Raw genomic sequence first — 17,813 nt, forward strand, 5'->3', positions numbered from 1 at the left:
GGCACTTTCAAACGCCCCCAAGCTTTTTCGCTCCCACTTCTAAAAAACTAACTTGGCCGCCCCGCGACGATCTGTTGAATCGTAACTGCCGCGGCTTTGCTGAGGTGTGCACCTTCCTCGGTGGTCAGAAGCTTCCCCGGAAACCACCTGTCGTACCAAGCGCGCTTGCGTTCCCATTCCTCAGAGTATTTGGTTTGTTCCAGCAAGCCGAGGTGCTCCCAATAGTAAGTCTCGCCTCGCCAGGTGATCGTGAAGTCGGGCAACCGAAGAGTCCCGTCTCCTGCAAAAAGAGGCTGTTCGTAGCGGAAGGGGATGTCTCGTTCGTGTAGTAGATTCGCGATAATAACTTCCGATTTCGAACGGAGCATGTCCCCGCTCAAGGCTTCATGAATCTTGCCCGATTCGTACCAGCTCCGCCGGTTCGTTAGAACCTCTTTCGCAACATGCATGGCGAACAAATACGAATTGATCTGCGGCGTTTGCGCATTTTCGCGACGGCGAGCATCAAGCAGGCTATTGATGTCGCGTTGGATCAGTAGAGTGCAGTGCCGACTCGCACGCGTCAGCGCAGTGTAGACCAATTCGGCGGACACTGGTCGCGCCAAACTTGACGGAATGACCACGAAGGTATGAGCGAACTCGCTCCCCTGTGCTTTGTGAATTGATACAGCATAGGCGAGCTCGAGGTTTTGTTCGACACTTTCGTTTCGAGGATATTTATCACCCGTCGGCACCTCGCGACCATATCCAACCGTGATGCCTGGCTTGCGGGTGAACTGCACGGCAAATCGCTTGAGCCGCGGACCGAACCCCGAACTCAATGTCTTCCAGACCTTAGCGTCGAGGCCCATGGTACCCACGGTTCCGATTTCGCCGTTGAATACCTCCACTTTCAGCTGCGCGCGCTTCGCTGCGTCGTAGGCCCATATCATATTCGACTTCGGTCGATTTCGCGTCTGGATCACCTTGTCAAAAAGCGTGATGCCATCGACAGCTCCAACCCGTTCGATTAAATTCCGGGCGATACGATTTTGGCATGCTTCGTTGAGAGCCTCGACACCATGCATTTCGCCTCGATGCGGCGTCAAAATCTGAAATGCTGTGGGATCGTCTTTCAGAGACGCCCGCCATAGCCGGAAAGGTTCACCATCCACTGAAACTTCGCTCTTCATTTTGACTTCGAGCGCATCGATCAAGGTCTCGGCTAGCTTTTCTGGAGCATCCCAGTAAATCACATCAAGATCTCGGTCGACCTGGCCGCCGGCATGGATACGTGAGATCAATTCCTCCTGGTCAGACCGGGTTGATGCATCGTTGCCGCCACTCGCCTTATTCTCATCGTCGATAATGAACAATTCGGACAGAGCAACGATGGCTGTTCCTTGACCCTCCGCTTTGTTGCGCAGCTGCCGGAGGTTACGCTCAAGTCGGCCCAAGCTGTCCTGGTACTCGACACGCAGCCATGCGATTACGTCGGCGAACACCCGACCGCGCCCGATGGGCGGCAGCTGACTGGCGTCGCCAACGAGAATGAGCCGACGGATATGCTGCCAATCGATAGCCCGAAACAGCGCAGCGGCGAGCTCAAGATCTAACATCGAGGCTTCGTCAAGCACGAGTGTGCCGACTTCGGCTCGTTTTCCTCCCCGGCGCTTGAACGTAAGATTGTTCTCCAGCCAACCATTCGAGGCGAGGAATGAATGAACAGTGACCGTCTCAACGCGCTGCAACGAGGACTGTTCAAATACCTCACGAGCGCGATCAGCGGCCTTTCCAGTGGGCGCCAAGACCAGGACCGACGCACCGTCACCCTCCGATCGTCGGACCGCACGGACCAGCGCTTCGATGACGGTTGTCTTGCCCGTTCCGGCTGGCCCTGTAACGACGGAAACCGGGCGACGAAACAGGCGACCACAGACCTCGGCCTGCTCAGCTGTGGCTTCGCGGTATTCAGACGAAGCTTTAAGAGCTAGCAGACTGTCAGGCTTATACACCCATGATGACCAATCAGAGTCAGTGATAGGGCGACGTAAATCGATGTCCGGCCTCGACACCAAGTCGCGGAGGGTGGCTTCGACCAACCTCTCATCCTCGAACACTGATTTCAGGTAAATCGCCAATCCCGGTTCAAGAGGCCGGAGCGTCAATGCGGCCGAGAGGAAGTCGGCGTCGACTTCGAAATAGCGTTCGGTGAATTCGGCCTGTTTCCATGCGGGAAGGCGATCCATTCGCTCAGCGATTTCGATAATAAGCTCGCGGGCAAAGCGAAACGTGTGTTTTGGCTCGCGGCGCAAGTGCTCGACGCATAGCGCCCTAAACCGCCGCTCATCGTTGCAATCGATGTCTGCTAGCGGTTTGCCGCCGAGATCAGGGGACGGCAACACACCGCGATCGATGGCGCTCCAAGGAATTCTATCGCTTGCATCGATGCCACAATACATTTCCGAAATCACATAAGGATTAGCGGATATTTCCAGTGCAGAGACCGGAAGGCCACAAGCTGACCGATCATTTGAAGCAATTGCTTCCATCGTTTCAGCATCGAGGGCCAGGCGAGGCAATACATCGCGCAGAAGCACACGGGACCCTTCATCCCGCAGCTTCCAGTTCCGCGCAATTTTCTTTATCGCTTCTGGACCAAGCGCTTTTGTCAACACGTTGTCTCGACCCGTGTCGAGAACCTCAAACGCTGCCTTATGTGCATTTTGATGTTCCCCACGCGCGCAAATGGATTTAACGCCCTCGATAAGGGAATGCGCCCCGGCCACATCGAGCGCTGTGAGAAGCCCAGGGTAGAGACCACGATGCGTCCATAGTTCTGCAATTACCTTGAGAAGCCAGGTCTCACGAACCGACCAATCCTCGCTATCGTCTCCGAGCTCCTTCAAGAACCGAACTTTGTCGAGGAATTGTTCGAGGAGACCGATGGCTTCGTCATCACTGACGTGCTTCGAGCCGAACTTGCAAAGGAAGGGATTCTCCGGAAACAGCGCAATCTGCGCCAATCTCTCAGGATCATCGCGATAACGATGATAGGGAAGACGCAGCCCTTCGTCGGGATAGGCCGAAGAAATGTCCCGCGCCCAAATCATGCCCCCAGCATATTTCTGGGCTGTCTTCTCCGAAACGTTCTCGTAGTTCAGCTCACCGCCAATTTTGGAAATTCGAGAAACACCGATCAGCGCATAGCGAGGCGTCTCCTCGTCCGACAATGGATTGGAGTAGTTGGCGTAATAGAAGATCAGGTTCTTCCGGCAATCTTCCTGTATGGGCTTGAAGAATTCGAGCGTGAGGGCACGACGGTGGTCATTGTCGAGGAACCCCTTAGCTTTCACCTCTTCCGCGTACATTGCCTCGTATGGCCATACGCTCACCGTCGCTGGCGGGAGTTCCCATTCATGCCTGGAAGCCCCACCGTAGAAAAAGTCCGGGGGATCGGATGCAGCGGGCGCCGCCTTCAGGCCAAAGGCGTTGTAACTGTAGCAGCACGGGGGAACATAGCCTTCGAAAGCTTCTGGACTACGCCCTGCAAGTTTTAGCTCGCGATCCAGATTTCTACCGCGCGCGATAACATCGCCAGGGAATGATTTGCACCCAACACAATAGGTGTTTTTCTCTGGTTGGCGACAAATCGAGCCGTTCCAACCGTCATCGTGCCACGCTAGTCGCGCTGTAATGTGCGTCGGCATGGAGCCCCCTATTCAGTTCAGCCGTTAGGTCAAATCCTTAGTGTCCCCATAAGCGGGAACTGACAGTTTTCGATCCGGTAGATTTGGAACGGGCGAGTATCTGCTCGGCAGTCGATACTGATTGAAATGAAGATTCGGGCTGGTCAATCCAAGCGCAATCACGAAGCGCGGATAGTCATCATTAACGATGCCTGCTGGTGGCGGCACGATCTTCACATCGTAACCAGCAATACCCCACTGTGCGGAGTGGCTGTACTCTTCACAGGTCCGGACAAACAACCGCTGATACCATTCAGATCGGCATCCTCCGCCACCGACAAGGACGGGCAGAGTAGGTTTAGGAGGCTCATTAAGTCCCCGGCGACTGGGTTGCGCGCTTGGTGGAAACAGTCCCCTCTGCACGGCGCCAACAATCACTGTCGAGAAAAACGTTTGGATCCGCTCCTCGATCTGTCTGGGGATCGCAATGTTGATCTGTGGCGACACACCTCCCAGAATGATCGGATGTTCAACAAGAGTTGCCATCGACTTGTAGGCATGGGCGACGAGATTGCGAGTGATCGCCATGGTCCCGAGCTCTTCGACATTGGCTGCTAGAATGTCGAAGGACGACCCCTCGTTGTCTCGCCTCAGCCGAAAAACAGAACCATCCAGGGTGCCGCCACCGATATCAAAGAAGGAATATGCACCAGAGGGTGTATTGCGATGTTCGGCAAAGTGGACAAGCGCCGCCGTCAATTCAGGCGCCACTTGGATGGGCATGTCTTTCAGGTTGATCGAGGATGCGGTCTTTTCATATTCAGCGGCGAGGTTCGCCGCAGATATAGAGTCCGCTGGCTTAGTCCGCCACACCCAGGCGACAGCAGCTACTTCTCGGAAGATCCCGAGCATCTCGCTATCATAGTGCTTGGTTGGTACGCCGACGTTGGCGGACCAGTTCACCGATCTGTTGCTTGATAGCTCTGCCGGGAATGCAGTGCGCGCCGCAGCCTCCGCTCGGCGAAGGATATCAGCTAAGTAAAATGCACACGCTGGCCTGATGATTTGGTTGAGCTGATACTTGCCCACCTCGACGTACCCTCCGAAGGCGCCCGCGTGTGGATCCGCCAACCTGTTCTTTAGATATTCAATAGGCACCTTCGGCTTTGTTTGAGATCCGCAGGTTATTGAGTAAAGGCGATCATCGTCGCCCAAAATCAATCGAGACGGCACGACGCGATCAGCGCCATGAACCGTTAACAAAATACGCCGATCAATATGCGGCAAGAATAACGCGACTTTCGTAAACCTTGTCCCAAAATCAATCCCGAGCACCGCTTCCACAGCGGGCATCCGCATCGTAGCGGCTGGTCGCACCACTACGCCCGGAGCCGCCGCCCTAGCCTTATCCTTCACGCGAGGAGCCGCACTATTGCTGCCCTTGTCTTTCAACAGCTGCTCATGCAGCTTGCGCAGCTTTTCTTGCCAATCGTCTGACATGACTATCGAACCAGAATGATGCCGCCGGATACAGGCCGACTGGCCGTCTCGGCATTCCGGGCCAACGCAATCCGGGCCAGCCGCTGGTCGCGATCTGCGATCAAACGCTTGATCTGACCTTCAGTCAGCTGAGCTGCCCGGCGGCGGCGTTCATCGGTTGACGTTCGCTGGCTGTGTAGGCGCTCTTGTAGCATCTTGAGCTTCTTCTTTGCGCGCTCCTCTGCGATCAATTCGGCCTGCCGCACGCGCTGCTCGTTTTCAAGCTGGAAGAAATGGGCATCAGCACTAAACTGCTCCAGCAGTGACTGCTCGCAACGCGCAAGGCTTTCCCGCAGCGCATCTGCCATCTCCGCGTACGGAAACATGTCGACCTTTTTCCCGAACCGAGCCGCGCTCAGGATCAAACGTTCGGCTGCATCCTGTTCAAGCAAGCTTAGATCGTGCGTGGCCATCACAGCATTTCGAACGACCACTTGACGATGCAGACCTTCCAATCTCCAGAAGTCACTCGCAAAGACATACAACCCGGCAGACGCATCGGTGCTTTGTTCCGACAGCTCGATAGCTACTGCCGGAGCCGACTTGGCGTCGCGACGATCGATCTCGGACCTCAGCCACAAAACCAACGGGTGCGTGAGATCGATCAGTTCCGGCTTTGGCCGCCGGTCGACATGATGCGCAATGTCGAAAACAACAGCCACATTCTGCCCCGGCGCATGAAGTCGGGTGGCACGTGCAGGTCTGGCATTGTCGATAAATGCGGCGAGCGAAGCACGGGCGTCGGTGCTCAACGAGAGTTCGAATAGATTGTCTTTCGTAGGGTGTCGTTCCACCCTAGAGCCGACGAAAAACTCATCGAGCACATCCGTAATGAACTCAACGATGTCGTTCGCGGTGATCCAGCGGCCATCGTCTCGACTTTTCTGTATATTAGAAAGGATGAAGTCGGTGTGTCCGACAAGCTCCGGGGCATCTTCTTCCAGCCGCGCGAGATCTAAACGATGAGCTTCGGCAGCTATTGCATTCTGTTCGAGACGATTCGCGAGATCCTCGTCACTCAATCCGTCTCGGAGGTATTCGAGGAGGAGCTCATCGAATGTCTCGCCGAATATCTCCTCGAGGTCGCCGATCGACTCCCGGAAAATGTCCAGCCGTTGAAAGAGGCGATCCAGGATGATTTCCTCGATCGTGTCTTTGACAACAAAGCTGATGATATGGATGCGATCTGATGCCTGTCCGAGTCGATCGATGCGGCCGATGCGCTGCTCAACCTTCATTGGATTCCACGGGAGGTCGTAGTTGATCAGCACCCGCGCGAACTGAAGATCGATGCCTTCGCTGCCGACCTCAGAAGAAATCAAAATGGACGGGCCATTGGGATCAGCGAATCTCTCCAATTCAGTATTCTTCTCAGGACCCATCCCACCCAGAATGACTGCGCAGCTGAGCTGATCCGCCCGCAGCCGCCGTTCGAGATACTTAATTGTGCCTCGGTAAAAACTAAAGATGATAATCTTTTCACGCGCGTCTTGAGTGGTACGCTGTTTGACGAGCTTGAGCAGCTCTTTGTATTTGGTGTCTTCGCGCTCAAATGAAGGGTTGACTTCGGATACACCACTCACGAGCGCCAAATTGGTTTGCTCGTCCTCGTCTGCGATTATCCCCAGATCCTCCCAGAGCAACTCTGAAAGTGTATCTTTATCTTTCCAACCGTTAATGGCCGCAGGTATCGAGCTGGCTAGCTGCCTGAGACGGCCAATGATCATCAACGTCTGTGCACTGGCAGAGTACAAAGCCTGGGCACGGAGTGACTCCTTTATGGTTTCATAGACCTGACGCTCGGTAGGCGACAATGCTATCCGGACGACCGAGGCGTTGCGAATGACGCGGTTCTGAATAACGTCTCGTTTCCGCGTTCGTGTGAGCACATCACTTAACAACGAGCGCCCCTCGAGAACCCTTGCGACTCGCGTGCGATCGCTCGGTGCTCGCAGATCGATTGGTTCGATTGCCAGCTGCCTTAGCACTTGGTCCTGATTGAAGAATGGGCTCTTTAGGGCTTCATGAACCGCACTCCGGAAGCGAGCCGGGTCAGCGGGTATTCTCGTCACGGCGTTGAGAGCTTCAGTAATGGGCGCATTTGCTCGCCTCATCGCATTAAAGACATCGAGATTGGCGTAACGATCGGCGTCAAGCAGGGTCAATAACTGAAAGAGGTTCTCGCCCCCGATTTGAATTGGAGTCGCAGTCAGGAGAACCAGGTGAGACGAAGCGCTCGCCAACAGCGTCGCGAGATAATTGGCTGCGGTCGCGGGATTGCGCAGATAGTGCGCTTCATCGATGATCACGAGATCGATGAGTTCGCTTTCATCTGATGATTCACGTTCGGCCATAAACGCCGCAAGACGTTGCCGAGGGCCGACCGGGCGTTCTGTATCTTCCGACCTGGGTCTCCGCGCGCGGAGTGCCTCGAGGCTACCGATCGAAACGAAAGAAGTGGTGGTGTCTTCCGCGGCTCTTTCCAACTGCTGAAGCAGCCCTTTCGAATCGACGATATTCGCGTCGATCGAGAATCGATTGCGCAACTCGTTCTGCCACTTCTGCTGCAGCATCGACGGGCAGACGACAAGCAGTCTCCGAGAGCCGAGCCGGGCTTGCAGTTCTTTCCAAACGTAGATCGCCTCGATAGTCTTTCCGAGACCTACCTCGTCGGCGATGAGAATACGCCCGCTTGTAGAGGAGACCAGCTTGAGTACAGGCTTGAACTGATGCGGATAGAATTCCGCGTGTCCCGTGCCCATCGAGTAGAACACGTCTGTGAGCCGGCCCTTCACTTTTTCAGTGAGGATCGCCCTGTGCAGGTGCTCGGGCCCGGCAAGCCGAAGGGCGCCGATCGCGTCCAGCCTGGTTTCGACTTCCGGAACACGCTCCAGCTGTTCGCAGAGGACCTGACTTATCTCTCCGCTTTTCAAGCGCAACCGCGCGTAGCGTCGGCCTGCAAAGCCAATTACCTCGCCGGTCGTGCGGCCTGTCTTCGCAGGATCAAAAATCGATCGAACTGAAATTCCCGGAATCGAAAAATCAATCGCCTCTTCAACCTGACCAGATGGGAATGAACTCATTCATTAACTCTGTCATACCGACAGCATCTTCTCACGACTTAGGATTGAATCCAACGAAATTGCGAGTGGATGCCGTTAGAATAAAGTTGGACAGGCTTACGACGGCACCAGTCGACCTTCGCAGCGCAGCATTTTGATCCGTAGAACGGCCGCCCTTGACACCGAACTAAGCTGATAGAGGGGGTTAGCGGGCGGCCGCCAAATCTAATCCAACGTAGATGGAAGTACTAATTGGACCGCATGCCATGCCGTGGGTCGTAAGACAAAAGACCAGCGGCGCTCGACCAATCGATCCAACATGATCCTGCAACAACTCGAAATCGTCGAGGTCTTCCGCACCTTCCCCCATAGCAGTGCGTGTGCGATCAATCTCATTCTGAAGTTCTGGTTTGATATAATCGAACTCGCCGACCTCAGGAATGTAGTGGAACAGCACAGTCGGAATCTTCTGCCACACAGGCTGCTCACACCCTTCGGCAAATTCCCCAGTTTCGGGGTCGTAGCCAACCGCGACAATCTCTCCCGTAATGGGGCAGCGCAGCGGGGGCACGGACTCCTCAAAGTCCCAGTCGATTTCGATGAGAGCTCCAGAAAATGGTTTGTTATCGTTGGCCATGTTTGTTGTGATTCGCGTTGTTGATACGGCACATGCTGGCTTACATGGTGCGATATGCAGGTCAACGCGCCAAAAGTCGAAGTCGATTACATCGACCTACACTTCCAATTGAAGTTCGAGGGATTTTCATGAAGGAATGGATTGCGGTCCTGAGAGCCGCCGACGCTGTGGCGCGATGGCACATTCACCAACGGCGCAAAGGCTCAGCTCAAGAGCCCTACATAAACCATTTGCTCGAAGTCGCTAGCCTCGTCGCTGATGCGACCGGTGGTGCGGATCCCGAGTTGGTCATTGCAGCTCTATTGCACGATGCCATCGAAGACCAGGAGGTTCCCTCCGAACTCATCGCACGAGAGTTCGGCGACAGGGTTGCCGCAATCGTCGCCGAGGTGACCGATGATAAGTCGTTGGACAAGGCAGAGCGCAAGCGGCTTCAGGTCGAGCACGCCCCGAAAAAATCTGACGCCGCGAAACTCATCAAGCTCGCCGATAAGACGAGCAACGTGCGCGCAATAGCTTTTGCGCCCTCGCCCGACTGGTCCGTCAAGCGTCGCCTCGAATATATCGACTGGGCCAAGAAAGTCGTTCAGGGCTTGCGTGGCACCTCTCCGCGGTTAGAGGCGCAGTTCGATCGCGCCGTCGAGGATGCTGAACGGTCGTTAGCCGTTCCCAACTCGCGGACTTGAGGACTGCGGAGATGCCACCGCCAAATCTCCTCCTTCATATCCCCCATAGCTCGCGGCTCATTCCGCCCGAGGAAAGGGCGCAGCTTGCTCCGGACGACCGAACGCTGGCCTCGGAGTTGCTTCGCATGACCGATGCATTCACCGACGAGCTGTTCGCACCCACCCCGTTCGAAGCTGCGCGGGTGGTCTTTCCCGTCAGCCGTCTGGTCTGCGATGTCGAACGATTTCCCGAGGACGCCGACGAACCGATGGCTACGCGAGGCATGGGCGCCGTCTATGTGAAGACGACGGATGGACGGCCCCTGCGCGAGCACCTGACGGCGGCCGAGCGGGCTCGGTTGATCGAGACCTGGTACCGCCCCCATCATCAGAAGGTCACAGACTCGGTGGCGCAGCTGATTGTCGATGGGAGGGGCTGCATCATCGTCGATTGCCACAGCTTCTCGTCGCGACCTCTGCCGCATGAACCCGACCAGGACCCGGCCCGACCGGGTATTTGCATCGGGACGGACGATTGGCATACGCCCGCGCGCCTCCGCGACGAGCTGGTTGCCGTGGCGTCAGCCGCCGGCTTTTCCGTGCTGGTCGATCGTCCCTTCGCCGGAGCCCTGATTCCTGCAACGCATTATCGGCGCGAGCCGAGGGTCCGAGCTGTGATGATCGAGGTCAATCGACGGCTCTATATGAATGAGGAAACGGGCGAGAAGCTGCCATGCTTCGCCGAGATTAGGCAGGCCGTTTCGGCGATGGTCGCAGCGGCTGGTCACTATCCGCAATGAATGAAGTGCTCAGAGCATTGCAAACGCGCCGCTCGAGCAAATGCGGCATGCTCCTGAACGTGCGCTTTGCGTGTTGGAGAAAAGTTGGAGAAGCGCTATGCCAGCAGCTCAAAAATCCAACTAAGCGCTTGATATCGCTGGCGCTCCCTAGGGGAATCGAACCCCTGTTTCAGCCTTGAGAGGGCTGAGCAGCCGAAGCGAGTTCGCGGCCGACATGGTCGCTGGCTTCAAGCGCCGAGTCCTTGGACGGCGCGGAGTACGCGACCCGGCCTCGATCCAATCATCAAGGATTAGATTGCTCGGGTTTTGTCAGGATGCGTGGCAAGTTCCACCTGCGGCGCGCAAGGGCGGGGAATGGAGGAGTCTGGTTCAAGCGAATGAGCAAGCAGCAAAGACGAGGGCCCTCAACAGATTTCCTACGAAGGGTGCAGCTACGAAGCTCTCAAGGACTAGATTGCCGTTCGCATGCGACACGGCGCTACGAATGCGCTACAGACCGGAATTGCGTCGACGCGGCCAGTTTAACATATTGATATCGTGTGGTTTCTTGGTAGCGGGGGAGGGACTCGAACCCCCGACCCCAGGATTATGATTCCCGGGCTCAGACCAGTGCTCCCATCTTTTCCAGCTCCGATCGGAAGGTAATCGAATCCTTGGCTTCACAGAAAGAGCGGCCGGCTTATTGCGCAAGGAATATCGGTTGCGCATCTGCGTGACCCACGCGTGACCCGGGCAAGATCGTGGGCTCAAACGTTGGAGGCCTGCTTCGTAAACTATTGAAGTCTTGATTGATTTGGTGGGCGCACCAGGGCTCGAACCTGGGACCCGCTGATTAAGAGTCAGCTGCTCTACCAACTGAGCTATGCGCCCGAAAGGCGGTCAATGCCTTGCGAGGCCGGTCGTTTAGCAAAGCGATCCGGGTCTGGCAAGCGATGCGGTGAAGGTTTTTCCACAGTCCCCCAAAAGCGAAAAGCCGCTGGATTCCAGCGGCTTCGCCAAGGTCAATCCAGGGGTTGATCCCCGCAAAAACCCGCTTTGTTCAGAGCCGGCCCTCGCGGTCTCGTCCCTCGCCGCCATCACGGTCGAAACGGTCGTGGTGGAAGTGCTCCATCATGCGGCCCATGCCGCCCTCCATGAAGTGGTGGGGCGGGCCGTCCTCGCCGCCGCCGAACGGGCCGCGGTGGCGGGTCAGCACCGCGAGGCGCCGCTTCTGGCCCTCGTCCAGGGTCTTGTAGAGCGGATCGGCGGCATCGGCGATCTTCTTTAGAGCCGCCGAGGTCGCGCCCATGTCGTCGGCGCGCTGGCGCAGGCGGGCAACCGGGTCGTCCGGCTTGTCGGCGTCACTGGGACCGGCATTCATCCGTGCATTGGCGCGGTCGATGCGCAGCTTGGCGAAGTCCCGCACGGCGGCCTCGACCGGCGGCCACAGCTTCTCCTGCTCGGCATTGAGCTTCAGCCCGGCATGGACGGCGGCGATCCGCGCGTCGACGAGGGCGGCGCGGTCCTCCGGGTTCATGCGCATGTGGCGGATGTGCTCCATCCACGGGTGATGATATTGGGCGTAGACCGCGCCCGAGCCGGCGATGCTGAGCACGGCGATGGCGGCGATGGTGAATTTCCTCATCCGAACCTCCTCTGGAAGGACGTCCATGAAGATGGGCGCGGTGCGGCTGAGGCGCAACTTACAACTTGGACAGGGAGCGCGTCCTTACCAAGATGTAACGACCGATTTTACCTCCAGCCGCAGTCCGGAAATCATTCGCAACAAAAAGGCTTCCGTGCAGATCGCACGGAAGCCCTTGGTTCGTCGTTCGGATGGATCAGTTCGTCGTGCTCTTGGATTCCTTGAGGAATTCGTCGATCAGCGGTTGGCCGACGCGGCTCGCGGCATCCTTGTAGACCGGCTCCATCGCCTTGCGCATCGCCTCGTTCTGCTCCGGCGTGAGCTTGATGATCTCGCTCTTGCCGCTCTTCTTGATCTCGGCCAGCGCGTCGTCGTTCTCCTTCTGCGACTGCGCGTTGCCGAATTCGGTCGCTTCCTTCATCGCCTTGGTGAGCTGGTCGCGGATGTCGGCCGGCAGATCGTCCCAGAACTTCTTGTTCACGATCACGACGTAGCCGATGTAGCCGTGATTGGTCTCGGTGATGTACTTCTGCACCTCGTGCATCTTCTGGGTATAGATGTTCGACCAGGTGTTCTCCTGGCCGTCGACCACGCCGGTCTGCAGCGCCTGGTAGACTTCCGAGAACGCCATCACCTGGGGCAGCGAGCCGAGCGCCTTGAACTGGGCCTGCAGCACGCGCGAGGACTGGATGCGGAACTTGACGCCCTGATAGTCGGCGGGCGTGACCAGCTTCTTGTTGGCGCTCATCTGCTTGAAGCCGTTGTCCCAATAGGCAAGGCCGGTGATGCCCTTGGCATCCAGCAGCTTGAGCAGCCTTGCGCCGAGCGGCCCTTCCGTCACCTTCCGCAGCGTCTTCAGGTCGGGCAGGATGTAGGGCAGATCAAACACCTCGAACTCGCGGATGCCGAGCGGTCCGAACTTGGAGTTGGACGGCGCCAGCATCTGCACGCTGCCGAGCTGAAGCGCTTCGAGCTCTTCCTTGTCCTTGTACAGCGTCGAGTTCGGGTAGACCTCGACCTTGACTTTGCCGCCGGTGTATTTCTCGGCCAGCTCTTTGAACTTCTCCGCTCCCTTGCCCTTCGGCGTGTCGGTGGCGACGACGTGGCTGAACTTGATGATGATCGGTGATTGCGCCGACGCCGGCCCGGTCAAGCCAAGTGCCAATGCCGCGATGGACGCGGCGATCGCGAAGGTGCGCATATTCTCTCCCTGTTGCTATTTGGGCCGCCCGGCGTGCGGGCAGCCAATCCTCATGCCGGCAGCATCAATACAGGCCGCCGGCCTTCGCTGCTATTGGCCGTTAGCAGGGCAGGTATTCATGGTGGATGCCGCACGCACGGCTGCGCTCCCTCTCCCGCTTGCGGGAGAGGGTTGGGGAGAGGGTGTCTCCACAACGGGACAATCCCTCGGAGGAGAGAGCCCTCACCCGGCGCTATGCGCCGACCTCTCCCGCATCCCCCTTCGCCAAGGCTTCGGCGGACAGGAGCGGAAGAGGTGCAACAACTCGCAACTTCGTTTCTTCAGCTCGCCGCGGCCGTCGTCACATTGTCGCGCTGGCGCTTCATGACGATCTTGTTGAGCGCGCCGAGATAGGCCTTGGCGGAGGCCACCAGCGTATCCGGATCCGCCGCGCGTGCGGTCATCGAGCGGCCATCCTGCGACAACCGCACCGACACTTCCGCCTGCGCGTCGGTGCCTTCGGTGACGGCGTGGACCTGGTACAGCTCCAGCTTGGCCTCGTGCGGCACCAGGCGCTTGATGCAGTTGAACACCGCGTCCACCGGACCGTTGCCCTCGGCCTCCTCGATCCTGGTCTGGCCGTCGACGTCGAGCTTCATGGTCGCGCGCTGCGGGCCATGGGTGCCGGCGATCACGGTCAGCGAGGTCAGCTTGATGCGGTCGTGGGACGCCGCCATCTCCTCGTCGACCAGCGCCTCGATGTCCTCGTCGTAGATGTCCTTCTTGCGGTCGGCCAGAGCCTTCATCCGCGTGAACGCATCCTCCAGCTGGTTGGGGCCGAGCTTATAGCCCATCTCCTCCAGCTTGTGCACGAAGGCATGGCGGCCGGAATGCTTGCCGAGCACCAGCGAGGACTGCTTCAGGCCGACCATCTCCGGGCGCATGATCTCGTAGGTCGAGGCGTCCTTCAGCACGCCGTCCTGATGGATGCCGCTCTCATGCGCGAACGCGTTCCGGCCGACGATCGCCTTGTTGTACTGGACCGGGAACGAGGTCGCCGCCGAGACCAGCTTCGAGGCGCGGGTCAGCTGCGTGGTGTCGATCTTGTTCCAGTACGGGAATTTGTCGTTGCGCACGTTGATCGCCATCACGATCTCTTCGAGCGCAGCGTTGCCGGCGCGTTCGCCGATGCCGTTGATGGTGCACTCGACCTGGCGCGCGCCGCCGATGATGCCGGCCAGCGAGTTCGCGACCGCCATGCCGAGATCGTTATGGCAGTGCACGGAGAACACCGCCTTGTCCGAGTTCGGCACGCGCTCGATCAGCGTCTTCATGAAGTGGGTGTATTCCTCCGGCACCGTGTAGCCGACGGTGTCGGGGATGTTCACCGTGGTGGCGCCGGCCTTGATCACGGCTTCGACGATGCGGCACAGGAAGTCCATCTCGCTGCGGGTGCCGTCCTCGGCCGACCATTCGACGTCGTCGATCTGGTTGCGGGCGCGGGCGACCATGGCGACCGAGGTCTCGAGCACTTGCTCCGGCGTCTTGTTCAACTTGACCCGCATGTGCAGCGGCGAGGTCGCGATCACGGTGTGGACGCGGCCGCGCTTGGCAAACTTCACCGCTTCGGCGCAGCGGTCGATGTCGGCCGGATGGGCGCGGGACAGGCCGGCAATAACTGAATTCTTGGAGCGGCGGGCGATCTCGCTCACCGCTTCGAAGTCACCCTGCGAGGTGATCGGGAAGCCGGCCTCGATGACGTCGACGCCCATATCGTCCAGGAGCTCGGCGACCTCGAGCTTTTCCTCGAAGGTCATGGTGGCGCCGGGGCACTGCTCGCCGTCGCGCAGCGTGGTGTCGAAAATGATGACGCGGTCCTTCTCGGACTTGTTCACGGTGGCCATTTCAAATTTCCTTTTGAGCTTTTGCGCCGTTCAGACCGTCTGTTCCTGGCGCTTGAGGTGTCCGGTGATCTCGACCAACCCCTGAGCGCCCAGGCGCATGGCGCCCAGCCGGCCCTCAGGGGCAGCTAAGAAGAAGCCCGCCAATCAGGAGGGTGGGCAGCAGCGCGGCCGGGATCGTGGCGGCGGCCAGAGCCACCTCCCGCGAAATCCCCTCGATTTGGCCGCGAATCAGCATTGCCAGACCCTTTTGAGCCCAGGAATCCTCGGTCAAAACCGTTGACGGTTGGTTGCCGGGAGGCTCAGTCGCCTGTTTCTAGACGAGAAATGGCAGCAACTGCAACGCCAAAAGATGGTCAAGGGGGCTGACCTGGTTGGGGACCTCGTGTCCCGGACGGCGCTGCAACGCCCTGGCGTTGCAGCGCTGTCCGGGACCCCAGGAGGCAGCACGGCACGTGGCGAGATCGGCCCCCGGCTCTGCAGCGCACCACCCCCGACGATGCTTCGCATCGCCGGGCCGCTACACTTGCGTCCGGGTACGAGAGTGGAGTGCGATGCACGTACTCTCTCGCCCGTCATTGCGAGCGTAGCGACTTGTCCGCCGAAGCCTCGGCAAGGCGGAAGCAATCCAGAATCCTTCCGCGGAGAGACTCTGGATGGCTTCGGATGGCTTCGTCGCATCAGCGCAAAATTGCTACCCCGCGCGGCGGGCGCGGGCCCTCGTCTCCCAGCGGTCCAGCATCTTGCCGAGCTCGCCGTTGACCACGGGGATCGCCGTGATGGCGCTTGCGATCTCGTTGGTGTTGGCGGGCGCGTTGGCGGGGAGCCAATCCGGCTCGGTATATTCGCGCCAGCGACGGGCTTCCGCGCGTCGTTTGTTGGAGATGTATTCACGCGTGTAATAGCCGGCCGCGAATGCGATCCCCAGCAATACGATCAATACGATGACGCCAGCCACGCTCAACTCCGTTCATCGCCCCCGGACGGCTTCTGCGTGGCAATCCGCGCGAAATCATGGCTTGAACCGGGCCGAATGCGTTGCATGCCGGCATCTGCGCCAAGCAAATTTTTGTGCAAGCCTGCGGAACATTTCCGAGACTTGCAAACGGCGCAAGACGGACGCGAAGCGCGTCCGCTCCAAACGCATTCGAATATGACGGGATTGCGGCCCCGGCATCGCGCGAGAATAATTCCACCCCTCGCAACCGGCGCTGGACCGCATTAACCTCCGGTTGCTCGGCCGGATCAACCGGCCAGCCGAACATGACTGGGAGGACGCGATGACACGCCAAGAACAGCGTGAGCAGGAGCTTGCGCTTTCACGACGAACACTTGTCCGGGGGCTTGCGCTTGGCGCCGCGGCCACCGTCGCCGGCCCTGCGCTGGCCCAGACGGGACCCGCCGCACCGCCGACCACCATCACCACCCCGCCGCGCGATTTCAGTCCCCATGGCGCGCCGACCACTTATTTCTGGGACCCCGACATCATCGCGGTCGATCCGTCCTTCAACGATCTCGCGCAGCCCAACACCGCGATCAAGCGTCTCTACACCGGCGTGCTGTGGGCGGAGGGCCCGGCGTGGAGCGCGCAAGGACGATATCTCTTGTGGAGCGACATTCCCAATAACCGGCAGATGCGCTGGAGCGAGGACGACGGCCGCGTCAGCGTGTTTCGCACGCCGTCCAACAATTCCAACGGCAACTCCTTCGACTTCCAGGGCCGCCAGCTCTCCTGCGAGCACCTGACCCGCCGGGTGACGCGCTACGAGCATGACGGCACCGCCACCGTTCTCTGCGACAATTACAACGGCAAGAAGCTGAACTCGCCGAACGACGTCGTCGCGCATCCCGACGGCAGTTACTGGTTCACCGATCCGCCCTATGGCGGTCAGCTCTACGAAGGCGAGCCGGATGCCGCGGGCGGGGCGAGCAATGCCGGCGGCAAGCTCAATCCGCGGATCGGACAACCGGCCGGTTTCACACCGGGCAAGCGCGAGCTGCCGACCAATTGCTATCGCATCGACCCTTCCGGCCGCGTCGACCTCGTCGTCACCGAAGACCAGGTGCCCGATCCGAACGGCCTGTGCTTCTCGCCGGACTTCAAGAAGCTCTACGTGGTCTCGACCGGCAAGGGACCGGGCGACACCGGCCCCGGCGGCAAGGGCGAGATCTTCGTGTTCGACGTCGGCGCGGACAACAAGCTGTCCAACCAGAAGCGCTTTTCCGACTGCGTGATCGACGGCGTGAAGTGCGGGCCGGATGGCGTGCGCTGCGACGTCAACGGCAATGTCTGGGCCTCCAGCAATGCCGGCCGCGCCGTCGGCTATAGCGGCGCGACGGCGTGGTCACCGGAGGGCAAGCTGCTCGGCCGCATCCGCCTGCCGGAGGTGTGCGGCAACATCACCTTCGGCGGCCCCAAGCGCAACCGCCTGTTCATGGCCGCGAGCCAGTCGCTCTACGCGGTGTTCACGGCGACGCAAGGCGCGGGACCGGGCTGAGCCGAGCCCGCTGCATTCTGCAGGCTTGCCCCGCTATCGGTAGGGTGGGCAAAGCGACTTGTCCGCCGTCGCTCGAAGAGCGAAGGCGGAAGCGTGCCCACGATCCCTTGGATACGGAACGAGATGGTGGGCACGGCGCTTTGCGCCTTTGCCCACCCTACGGCACCGCGCTTGTGCGTTTCATGACAGCTTGACGACGCGCTTGCTCCGGCCCGGTTCCGCGGCCGCAATCAAGCTGC

Annotated in this window: 11 protein-coding genes and 2 tRNA genes; 3 read left to right on the top strand and 10 right to left on the bottom strand. The window is 59.1% G+C overall.

Annotated features, from left to right (window positions below; translation table 11 throughout):
- Positions 1 to 47 precede the first annotated feature (47 nt).
- The 4 genes from UNPA324_RS09480 to UNPA324_RS09495 all read right to left on the bottom strand — a co-directional run bounded on the left by UNPA324_RS09480 (position 48) and on the right by UNPA324_RS09495 (position 8,906).
- Positions 48 to 3,689, bottom strand: coding sequence for an ATP-dependent DNA helicase (locus tag UNPA324_RS09480; RefSeq protein WP_141934536.1), 3,642 nt, complete (start codon positions 3,687 to 3,689; stop codon positions 48 to 50).
- A gap of 24 nt (positions 3,690 to 3,713) precedes the next feature.
- Entirely contained in the window at positions 3,714 to 5,168 is a 1,455-nt protein-coding gene (locus tag UNPA324_RS09485; protein ID WP_141934537.1) for an acetate and sugar kinases/Hsc70/actin family protein, read from the bottom strand.
- Between the two features lie 2 nt (positions 5,169 to 5,170).
- Positions 5,171 to 8,290, bottom strand: a complete 3,120-nt coding sequence (locus tag UNPA324_RS09490; protein ID WP_141934538.1) for an SNF2-related protein — start codon at positions 8,288 to 8,290, stop codon at positions 5,171 to 5,173.
- A gap of 184 nt (positions 8,291 to 8,474) precedes the next feature.
- Positions 8,475 to 8,906, bottom strand: coding sequence for a hypothetical protein (locus UNPA324_RS09495; RefSeq protein ID WP_141934539.1), 432 nt, complete (start codon positions 8,904 to 8,906; stop codon positions 8,475 to 8,477).
- Between the two features lie 128 nt (positions 8,907 to 9,034).
- Between UNPA324_RS09495 and UNPA324_RS09500 the strand changes: the two genes are divergently transcribed.
- Entirely contained in the window at positions 9,035 to 9,592 is a 558-nt protein-coding gene (locus tag UNPA324_RS09500; RefSeq protein WP_141934540.1) for an HD domain-containing protein, read from the top strand.
- Positions 9,593 to 9,603: 11 nt separating this feature from the next.
- Positions 9,604 to 10,371 (top strand): N-formylglutamate amidohydrolase, encoded by a 768-nt coding sequence (locus UNPA324_RS09505; RefSeq protein ID WP_141934541.1) that lies wholly within the window; start codon positions 9,604 to 9,606, stop codon positions 10,369 to 10,371.
- A 138-nt stretch (positions 10,372 to 10,509) separates the two neighbouring features.
- Here UNPA324_RS09505 and UNPA324_RS35075 read toward each other — a convergent pair.
- From UNPA324_RS35075 to UNPA324_RS09540, 6 genes are all read right to left on the bottom strand, one after another.
- Positions 10,510 to 10,604, bottom strand: a tRNA-Glu gene (locus UNPA324_RS35075).
- Between the two features lie 561 nt (positions 10,605 to 11,165).
- Positions 11,166 to 11,241: transfer RNA gene (locus UNPA324_RS09515), tRNA-Lys, on the bottom strand.
- A gap of 169 nt (positions 11,242 to 11,410) precedes the next feature.
- Complete coding sequence (locus tag UNPA324_RS09520) at positions 11,411 to 11,995, bottom strand: Spy/CpxP family protein refolding chaperone (RefSeq protein WP_181769343.1); 585 nt, start codon at positions 11,993 to 11,995, stop codon at positions 11,411 to 11,413.
- Positions 11,996 to 12,191: 196 nt separating this feature from the next.
- A complete protein-coding gene (locus UNPA324_RS09525; RefSeq protein WP_128918741.1) occupies positions 12,192 to 13,196 on the bottom strand; it encodes a TRAP transporter substrate-binding protein in 1,005 nt (334 codons plus the stop codon).
- Between the two features lie 320 nt (positions 13,197 to 13,516).
- A complete protein-coding gene (locus tag UNPA324_RS09535; RefSeq protein WP_128918743.1) occupies positions 13,517 to 15,079 on the bottom strand; it encodes a 2-isopropylmalate synthase in 1,563 nt (520 codons plus the stop codon).
- 691 nt (positions 15,080 to 15,770) lie between these two features.
- The gene (locus UNPA324_RS09540; protein ID WP_128918744.1) at positions 15,771 to 16,034 is read right to left on the bottom strand and encodes a hypothetical protein; all 264 of its coding nucleotides are present in this window, start codon (positions 16,032 to 16,034) and stop codon (positions 15,771 to 15,773) included.
- 322 nt (positions 16,035 to 16,356) lie between these two features.
- On the opposite strand from UNPA324_RS09540, the gene UNPA324_RS09545 reads away from it, so the two are divergent.
- The gene (locus UNPA324_RS09545; RefSeq protein ID WP_128918745.1) at positions 16,357 to 17,574 is read left to right on the top strand and encodes an SMP-30/gluconolactonase/LRE family protein; all 1,218 of its coding nucleotides are present in this window, start codon (positions 16,357 to 16,359) and stop codon (positions 17,572 to 17,574) included.
- Positions 17,575 to 17,813: the final 239 nt, after the last annotated feature.

This window comes from Bradyrhizobium sp. UNPA324, from assembly GCF_006658635.1.
GTDB classification, from domain to species: Bacteria; Pseudomonadota; Alphaproteobacteria; order Rhizobiales; family Xanthobacteraceae; genus Bradyrhizobium; species Bradyrhizobium nanningense.